At 69.6% G+C, this 7573-nt stretch carries 9 protein-coding genes; 2 read left to right on the top strand and 7 right to left on the bottom strand.

Going from position 1 to position 7573, the window contains the following annotated elements:
• The first annotated feature begins 37 nt into the window (after nucleotides 1-37).
• Nucleotides 38-907 carry a RecB family exonuclease gene (locus ABDW21_RS15395; protein ID WP_343602782.1) on the top strand — a complete coding sequence of 290 codons (870 nt, stop codon included), beginning with the start codon at nucleotides 38-40 and terminating at the stop codon, nucleotides 905-907.
• Nucleotides 908-959: 52 nt separating this feature from the next.
• Here the strand turns inward: ABDW21_RS15395 and ABDW21_RS15400 are convergent, their stop codons facing one another.
• The 7 genes from ABDW21_RS15400 to ABDW21_RS15430 all read right to left on the bottom strand — a co-directional run bounded on the left by ABDW21_RS15400 (nucleotide 960) and on the right by ABDW21_RS15430 (nucleotide 6443).
• Nucleotides 960-1439 (bottom strand): DUF4126 family protein, encoded by a 480-nt coding sequence (locus ABDW21_RS15400; RefSeq protein ID WP_343602784.1) that lies wholly within the window; start codon nucleotides 1437-1439, stop codon nucleotides 960-962.
• Nucleotides 1440-1511: 72 nt separating this feature from the next.
• Complete coding sequence (gene hisG / locus ABDW21_RS15405) at nucleotides 1512-2405, bottom strand: ATP phosphoribosyltransferase (RefSeq protein WP_343602786.1); 894 nt, start codon at nucleotides 2403-2405, stop codon at nucleotides 1512-1514.
• Nucleotides 2405-2686 (bottom strand): phosphoribosyl-ATP diphosphatase, encoded by a 282-nt coding sequence (locus ABDW21_RS15410; RefSeq protein ID WP_343602788.1) that lies wholly within the window; start codon nucleotides 2684-2686, stop codon nucleotides 2405-2407. Before ABDW21_RS15410 ends, hisG begins: the two co-directional genes overlap by 1 nt.
• 43 nt (nucleotides 2687-2729) lie before the next feature.
• Complete coding sequence (locus tag ABDW21_RS15415) at nucleotides 2730-3635, bottom strand: alpha/beta hydrolase (protein WP_343602790.1); 906 nt, start codon at nucleotides 3633-3635, stop codon at nucleotides 2730-2732.
• Nucleotides 3636-3644: 9 nt separating this feature from the next.
• Entirely contained in the window at nucleotides 3645-5078 is a 1434-nt protein-coding gene (locus ABDW21_RS15420) for a sugar porter family MFS transporter (RefSeq protein ID WP_343602791.1), read from the bottom strand.
• Nucleotides 5071-5787, bottom strand: coding sequence for a hypothetical protein (locus tag ABDW21_RS15425; RefSeq protein WP_343602792.1), 717 nt, complete (start codon nucleotides 5785-5787; stop codon nucleotides 5071-5073). The genes ABDW21_RS15420 and ABDW21_RS15425 overlap by 8 nt, the downstream gene beginning before the upstream one ends.
• Nucleotides 5787-6443 (bottom strand): hypothetical protein, encoded by a 657-nt coding sequence (locus tag ABDW21_RS15430; protein WP_343602793.1) that lies wholly within the window; start codon nucleotides 6441-6443, stop codon nucleotides 5787-5789. The genes ABDW21_RS15425 and ABDW21_RS15430 overlap by 1 nt, the downstream gene beginning before the upstream one ends.
• 324 nt (nucleotides 6444-6767) lie before the next feature.
• Here ABDW21_RS15430 and ABDW21_RS15435 point away from each other — a divergent pair, with 324 nt between their 5' ends.
• Nucleotides 6768-7544, top strand: a complete 777-nt coding sequence (locus tag ABDW21_RS15435) for an enoyl-CoA hydratase/isomerase family protein (protein WP_343602794.1) — start codon at nucleotides 6768-6770, stop codon at nucleotides 7542-7544.
• Nucleotides 7545-7573: the final 29 nt, after the last annotated feature.

Consider the following 7573-nt stretch of genomic DNA (forward strand, 5'->3'; position numbering starts at 1 on the left):
TCGGGACGTTGTCGGGACCCGAATCTAGGCTGCCGGTATGAACGACCAGCCCGGTGCAACCCCCCGTCGGCCCCCGCCGGCGTTGTCGCCCTCGCGGGCGACCGATTTCAAGCAATGCCCGCTGCTGTACCGATTCCGGGCGATCGACCGGCTGCCTGAGCCGCCGTCGACGGCACAGCTGCGCGGTTCGGTGGTGCACGCCGCGCTGGAACAGCTCTACAGCCTGCCGGCACCCCAGCGCGGCCAGGAGACCGCGCGGTCGCTGGTGGTGCCGGCCTGGGAGCAACTGGTCGCCGGGGACGCCGGCCTGGCCGCGGCCCTCGACGCCGAACAGCGCAGCGCCCTGCTCGACGAGGCCCGCGCCTTGCTGTCCGGCTACTACCGGTTGGAGGACCCCACCCGGTTCGACCCGCAGAGCTGCGAGCAGCGCATCGAGGTGGAACTGGCCGACGGCACACCGCTGCGCGGCTACATCGACCGGATCGACGTCGCGCCCACCGGCGAGCTGCGCGTGGTGGACTACAAGACCGGCAAGGCACCGCCGGCGGCGCGGGCGCTCGCGGAGTTCAAGGCGCTGTTCCAGATGAAGTTCTACGCGGTGGCGCTGCTGCGCTCGCGGGGCGTGCTGCCCACCCGGCTCCGGCTGATCTACCTGGCCGACGGCGAGCTGCTGGACTACTCCCCCGACGAAGACGAGCTCCTGCGCTTCGAGAAGACGCTGATCGCGATCTGGCGAGCCATCCAATCCGCAGGCTCCACTGGGGATTTCCGTCCCCGAGCGTCGCGGCTGTGCGACTGGTGCCCGCACCATGCGCACTGCCCGATCTTCGGCGGCACGCCGCCGCCCTACCCCGGCTGGCCGGGCGAGGACGGCGCCGGCACGCTGCCGCACACGCCGGCGGCATGACCGGGCACCGACGGTGTGGGTGACGCGGCCTCAGTCAGGCTGAAATGCCTTGTCACAGAACAGCTGTCATGGTGGCGATCGCGACACCGCCCAGTACCGCGACCGCGTCCTCCAACAGCGCGATGGGCAGGTCGTGGCCGTGTCCGGCCACCAGTCGGGTGCGCGCCCGGTAGCCGCCCACCGTGCCCAGCACGGCGCCGACGACGGCGGCGCCCAGCGCGGTCCAGGTGTAGGCCCACGCGGTGCCGATGACGGCTCCCGCGAAGGCGCCCAGGATGATCCGGGCGACAAACGGGACCGCAGCGGTGCGGCGCGGTGTCGCAGGCAGCTTGTCGACGACCAGTTCGGCGACCGCCACAACGCTGAGCACCGCGACCGTGACCGGTTGGCTCAGCCACGACACCCACGTTCGGTCGAGGTTGATCCAGTGCAGCGCCGCGGCCCAGGCGATCACAGCGGGAGCAACCAGCGGACGCAGGCCCGCGACGACGCCGACCAGCAGGGCAAGCAGCAGGACAAGCAGATGCGTCACGGCGGCCCTCCCGGCAGGACATGAACAGCCGGACGCTAACACAGCGTCGGCGCCGGCATCGGCGCCGTGGGTTCAGAACCGGCAAAACCTGATTTCGGAGGCCAGGATCGCGGTGGCTCCGATGGCGGCGAGTTCGTCCATGATCGCGTTGACGTCCCGGCGCGGCACCAACGCGCGGACCGCCACCCACGCCGGGTCGGCGAGCGGGGCGATGGTGGGTGACTCCAGTCCCGGCGTGATCGACGTGGCGTCGTCGAGCACCGATCGCGGACAGTCGTAGTCCAGCATCAGGTACTGCTGCCCGAGCACCACGCCCTGCACCCGGGCCACTAGTTGGTTGCCTGCGGTGCCGGGCCCGCCGCTGCCGGCGTCCGGGCCCGCGTGTTCGATGAGCACCGCCTCCGAATCACACAGCGGTTCCCCGAAGGGCGTCAGGTCGTGCAGGCTCAGGGTGCGGCCGGACCCGACGACGTCGGCGATCGCATCGGCGACCCCGAGCTGCACCGAGATCTCCACAGCGCCGTCGAGCCGGATGACGGTCGCATCAATATCGTTGTCGGCCAGGTTGTTTCGCACCAGATTCGGATAGGCGGTGGCGATCCGCCGCCCGGCGAGGTCGGCTATCGTCCAATCCCGCCCGGCGGGGGCCGCGTAACGGAAGCTCGACGATCCAAATCCCAGCGCCAGGCGCTCGGACACCGGGGCCTGCGACTCGCGCGCCAAATCGCGTCCGGTGATTCCGAAGTCGAGTTCGCCGGACCCGACGTAGATGGCGATGTCCCGGGGCCGCAGGAAGAAGAACTCGACATTGTTGACCGGGTCGATGACCGTCAGGTCCTTCGGGTCGGTCCGGCGCCGATAGCCGGCCTCCGCGAGGATCTCGGCGGCCGGCTCGCTCAACGCGCCCTTGTTCGGAACGGCGACCCGCAGCCGCGGCGCCACGCCGGCCGGGTGAGCGGCGGCCATCACAGGTTCCGGTACACGTCGTCGAGCGTCAGCCCGCGCGCGATCATCAGCACTTGCGTCCAGTAGAACAGCTGGCTGATCTCTGCGGCGAGCGCGTCGGCGGCTTCGTGCTCGGCAGCCAGCCACACCTCGCCGGCTTCCTCCAGGACCTTTTTGCCCAGCGCGTGCACCCCACCGTCCAGCGCGGCCACCGTGGCACTGCCCGGCGGCCGGGTGCGGGCACGCTCGCCGAGTTCGGCGAACAAATCCTCGAAGGTCTTCACGGGCAGCGATTCTGTCATGCGCGCGACGCGACGGTCACCCCAGTTTCGCCGCCGGCGGCGGTCAGACGAAACGCAGCAGGAAATCGAGCAGCGCCGCCGAGGCCGTAACGGGCACCTCGGGTTGGAAGAAATGGCCGGCGTCGGCGAGCAGTGTCGGGCGGTCATCGGCGCCGGGAATAGTGTGTGCCAGCCGCACCGCCCACGACGGTGGCAGGAAGCGATCCGACGCCGCCCAGATCACGTGGGCCGGCTTCGTCCAGGCCTGCAGCGTGGGCACCGCCTCGATCGTCCAGCGCGGATCCTGGGAACGCACGTAGCGACACCAGTCGTCTAGGCCGTCGCCGGTGTCGAGGGGGTGGAACCAGTCGTCGACCAGGGCTCGGGGCAGCGGGCCGCGCACGACGGTCTGCGGCAGCGGGTAGACGGTGCGCATCGGAAGCTGGAGCACGCGGCGACGACCCAGTGCGCGGACCACCCCCGGGTGGCGCGTCAACTGCGAGAGCACATCAATCACCGGGACCAGCCAGTTGTCGAAGCACACGACATCGCAGAAGACCACGGCGCGTACCCGCGACCCGTGCCGGACCAACAGCTGCTGCCCGTGCGCGCCGCCCTGGTCGTGCAGCACGAGCAGGGTCTCGTCTATGCCGAGCGAGTCGAGCAGCTCGGCGAGCATGTCGGCTTGTCCCGGGCTGGCCAGGTCCGCGCCGGGCGCGGGGCGGGAACGCCCGAGACCGAGCACGTCGGGGACGATGCAGTCGAAATGCTCACCCAGGGCTCCCAAGAGCGGCTCCCACAACCGCGCCGAGGTGGGGATGCCGTGGACGAGCAGCAGGCTCGGGCCCCGGCCATGCCTCAGGTAGGACACCGTTCCGCAGGACAGCGCTACGTGTTGTCGTGGCAGCGTGCCGATGGTGAGAGAGGATTGTTCGGGCGGCGGGGCGGCGGTTCGCCGGGCGTAGAACACGTGATCACGCTACTCTTGGTCTCCCGTCAGCTCGGCGCGCATGTCCTCCAGCGGCACCCCTCTGGTCTCGCGGACCCACCGCCACACGAACAGGAACGACAGCGCCGCGCTCGTCGCATAGCAGCCGTAGGCGAACCCGAGCGTGTGGCGCAGCGCCGGAAAGGTCACGGTGACAGCCCAGTTGGTCAACCACTGGGCAGCCGAGACCAGCCCGAGCGCGACCGACCGGATGCGGTTGGGAAACATCTCCCCCAACAGAACCCAGAGGACCGGGCCCCAGGAAATGCCGAATGCGACGACGAAAAGGTTCGCGGCGACCAGCACGGTCAGCCCGCAAGCCCCGCCGAGGACACGCCTGCCGTCGACCGTCGGCGCGCTGCCCAACACGATCGCCATCGTCGCCAGCGTCACCGTCATGCCCGCCGAGCCGGCCAGCAGCAGCGGCCTGCGGCCGATCCTGTCGATCAGCGCCATGGCCGCCAGGGTGATCGCGACGTTGACCACCGACGTGACCAGAGCGATGACAGTCGACGACTGCTCGCCGAACCCGACCTGCTGCCACAGCGCGTCGGAGTAGTAAAAGATCACCGTGATGCCGACGAGCTGCTGAAAGACCGCCAGCCCCAACCCAACCCACACGATGGGCACCAGCCCGCCGGTCGGCGTGCGCAGGTCACGCCACGACGGCGGCGTCTCGTGTCGGACCGTCTCGGCGATGGCGCCCACCAGGGTCTCCGCGTCGAGGCCCAACGTGCGCAGAACCCGGCGCGCCTCGGTACTGCGTTGCGCCGCAACGAGGTAGCGCGGTGACTCCGGGATGGTGAACAGCAGTGCTCCATAGACCAGCGCCGGGACCATCTCGCCGAGGAACGTCCAGCGCCAGGCGGCCAGTCCCAGCCACGCCTGCCCGTGCGCGCCGCCGGCGACATGAAACGGCAGCACGCCGACCGCCAGTGCCAGGAAAATCCCGCAGACGACGCCCAGCTGCTGCAGTGAGACGAGCCGGCCGCGGACGCCGGGCGGGGATATCTCGGCGATATAGGCGGGAACGATCGCAGCGGACACGCCGATCCCGATGCCGCCGACGGCGTGGAAGGCGGCGAACATCCAGACACTGCTCGCCAGCCCGGCGCCCAGCCCGCACGCGAACACCAGCGCTGCCGAAAGTTTCATCATCGCCAGGCGCCCCGTCCGGTCCGCGACCCGCCCGGCGATCACCGCTCCGGCGGCGGCGCCCATCAGCGCCGCCGCGACCGCCAAACCCAGGCCGGCGTCGCCGATCTGGAACTGCGCCTGCAACGATTTGACGGCGCCGTTGGTCACCGAGATGTCGTAGCCGAACAGCAAGCCGCCGAGCGAGGCCACCGAGGCGTACCGGATCGCCGCGCGGCCGGGCGATCCTGCGCGCAACGCCGCCGCCGCGGCCGCGCCGTCGTCAAGCACCGCGGGCCCGGCTGCGCAGCTCAAAGCCCAGGTAGCCGTTCTCGACAACCCGGTCGAGTTCGTCGCGGTACCGCGCGATCCCACCCATGTAGAACATGACCGTGCGGGTTTTACCCGGGATGTTCGCACCGAAGATCCAGGATTCGGCCTTGGAGAACAACGTCGCGTCCGCGAGCTCCGCGCAGGGCGACGTCCATTTGCTTTCCGCCGCGGCCGTCGTCTCGATCGTGGTGACGCCGGCCCGCGCCGCCGTGGCAAGCAGATCGCAGATCCAGTCGCCCTGAGCCTCGATGCACGGGGGCATATTGGCGAACGGACCGTTGGGTCCCAGGACCATGAACATGTTCGGAAAGCCCGTCGTCGCGACGCCGAGGTAACTGGTCGGAGCAGCGCGCCAGTGATCGGCCAGGGAGGTGCCGCCGCGACCGCGCAGATCCATCCGGGTGTACATCCGGGTGTAACTGCGGTCCATCGCGTCGAAACCGGTCGCCAAGATCAACACGTCCAACCGGTGCTCCACGCCGTCGCGGGTGCGGACCCCGGTCGGGGTGACCTCCGCGATCTTGCCGCGAACGAAGGCGGCGGCGGCCTCGTTCGCGTCTGCGTCGGTGACGAGGTCACCGAACGTGGCGAACATGAAGCGGAAGCCCCCGCCGGCATCCCATGCCTCCTGGAACACCCGCCGGCGCTCCTCGTCGGACACCCTCATCAGAGGCCGCTCATCAAAGGCACGGTGCTCTCAGCGAACCCGAATCCGAATCCGAATCCGAGAGCGGAGTTTCGGACGTCGGCCCAGATCGAGGGGGAGTTGGCCTTGATCGCGTCGGCGAACTCGCAGGGCAGCGGACCGTTGCCGCTGGGCACGCTGTACTGCGGCGAGCGCTGAAACACCGTCAGATGCCCGACCTGCGGAGCAAGCGCGGTGATCAGGTGATGCGCCGTGAGCGTCTCGGCGGTGTCGGTGACGACGCTCCACAGCTTGCGCGGCTCGTCGAAGTGCGCCGACGTGACACCGGTGTTCAGCGCCATCTCGCGGGCCAGGCCGTAGCGGTCGACGACATGTTCGAGGTACGCCAGGATCTGCGGCTGCGCCGCGTACCTCCTGGTGAGCTCCCACTCCTGCGACAGGCCCGGGTCGAAGGCGTACTGGTACACGAACGCCTCGCTGTCGGACAACGCCCCCGGAGAGCGGTTCCAGAACCAGGTCCCCCCGACTCCGCCGGCCTTGTCGAACGCCCGCACCGACAGTCCGAGTTCGTCGCGGAGCTTGTGCAGCAAGTAAATCCCGCCGAAGCCGAAGCCGAAGCCGAAGCCGGCGCCGACGACGACGGCGTCAAAGTCGGCGTGTGCGCGAGGGTGAGTCATCGCGGTGTTCCTCCGGCGTGCCAGGGGCGATCCTGCGGATTTCCTCGTCGTCCTCCGCAGAGCAGGCGATCCAGACGATCAGGAAACGCGTGCTTCATACCGTCTACCACAGACAACGTCCCGTCGACACCGGCGCCCGTGCGCCCTCGACCAGCGCCGTGAAGACGGCAACGCCGTCGGCCAGCCGGGTCGGATGAGTGTGTTCGGGGGTCCGGTGGTGGGCACGACTGCGGAACAGTCGGCGTACAGCGCCGGCAGGGCCTCGACCTGCGAAGCGGCAATGTCGAAACTGACTACTGCCCTGTCCCCAACGTACGGTGAAGCATGAAATTCTCCGAGATCGAGGTGACAGTCGACGGCCCCCGGGCGGCTATCAGGCTGAACCGACCGGACAAGCTGAACCCGCTGGGCACCACGACCTGCACCGAACTGGTGGAGGCCGCCCGCCAACTCGACACCGCCGCGGAAGTCAAGGTGGTGGTGGTTTCCGGGCGGGGCCGGGCGTTCAGCGCCGGGGCGGACCTGGCGTCTTTCGCATCGGCGTCGGCGGATTCCGCCGACCGGCGTGCGGCGGCCGACACCGGACGACGGATGGCCGAGGCCGTCGAGGCGATGCGGGCGGTAACCGTCGCCAGAATCCACGGCCACTGTGTGGGGGGCGCGGTGGTGCTCGTTGCGGCGTGCGACCTGCGCATCGCGGCGGACGACACCCGCTTCTCCATCCCCGAGGTCGACCTGGGGATTCCACTCGCCTGGGGCGGCATCCCCAGGCTGGTACGCGAGATCGGTCCGGCCCGGACCAAGGAGCTGGTGATGACCTGCCGTCCGTTCAGCGCCGCCGAAGCGTTGGCAGCCGGCTTTCTGAACCGGGTGGTTCCCGCGTCGGGTCTCGACGCCGCGGTCGACGAGCTGGTCGGTGAGCTGGTCGGCAAGTCGGCGCTCACCCTGACCGTCACCAAGCGCCACACCAACGCGGTCACCGAAGGGATGGTCGGCGCCGCGCGGGCCTGGAGCGACGCCGACTCGCTGGTCGCCGCGCTGGGTGACCCGGAGTCGCGCGCCGCAGCAGCGGCCTATTTGCAGAGGTTCGCCCGCGGGTGATGTGAGTAGTATTAAACTACTACCATGGT

Source organism: Mycobacterium sp. (assembly GCF_039583805.1).
GTDB lineage: Bacteria > Actinomycetota > Actinomycetes > Mycobacteriales > Mycobacteriaceae > Mycobacterium.

Bases quoted from the DNA above. Each gene is read 5' to 3' on its own strand.
- ABDW21_RS15395 (WP_343602782.1), top strand. From the start codon at position 38: ATGAACGACCAGCCCGGTGCAACCCCCCGTCGGCCCCCGCCGGCGTTG.
- hisG (WP_343602786.1), bottom strand. From the start codon at position 2,405: ATGGCCGCCGCTCACCCGGCCGGCGTGGCGCCGCGGCTGCGGGTCGCC.
- ABDW21_RS15410 (WP_343602788.1), bottom strand. From the start codon at position 2,686: ATGACAGAATCGCTGCCCGTGAAGACCTTCGAGGATTTGTTCGCCGAA.
- ABDW21_RS15425 (WP_343602792.1), bottom strand. From the start codon at position 5,787: ATGAGGGTGTCCGACGAGGAGCGCCGGCGGGTGTTCCAGGAGGCATGG.
- ABDW21_RS15430 (WP_343602793.1), bottom strand. From the start codon at position 6,443: ATGACTCACCCTCGCGCACACGCCGACTTTGACGCCGTCGTCGTCGGC.
- ABDW21_RS15435 (WP_343602794.1), top strand. From the start codon at position 6,768: ATGAAATTCTCCGAGATCGAGGTGACAGTCGACGGCCCCCGGGCGGCT.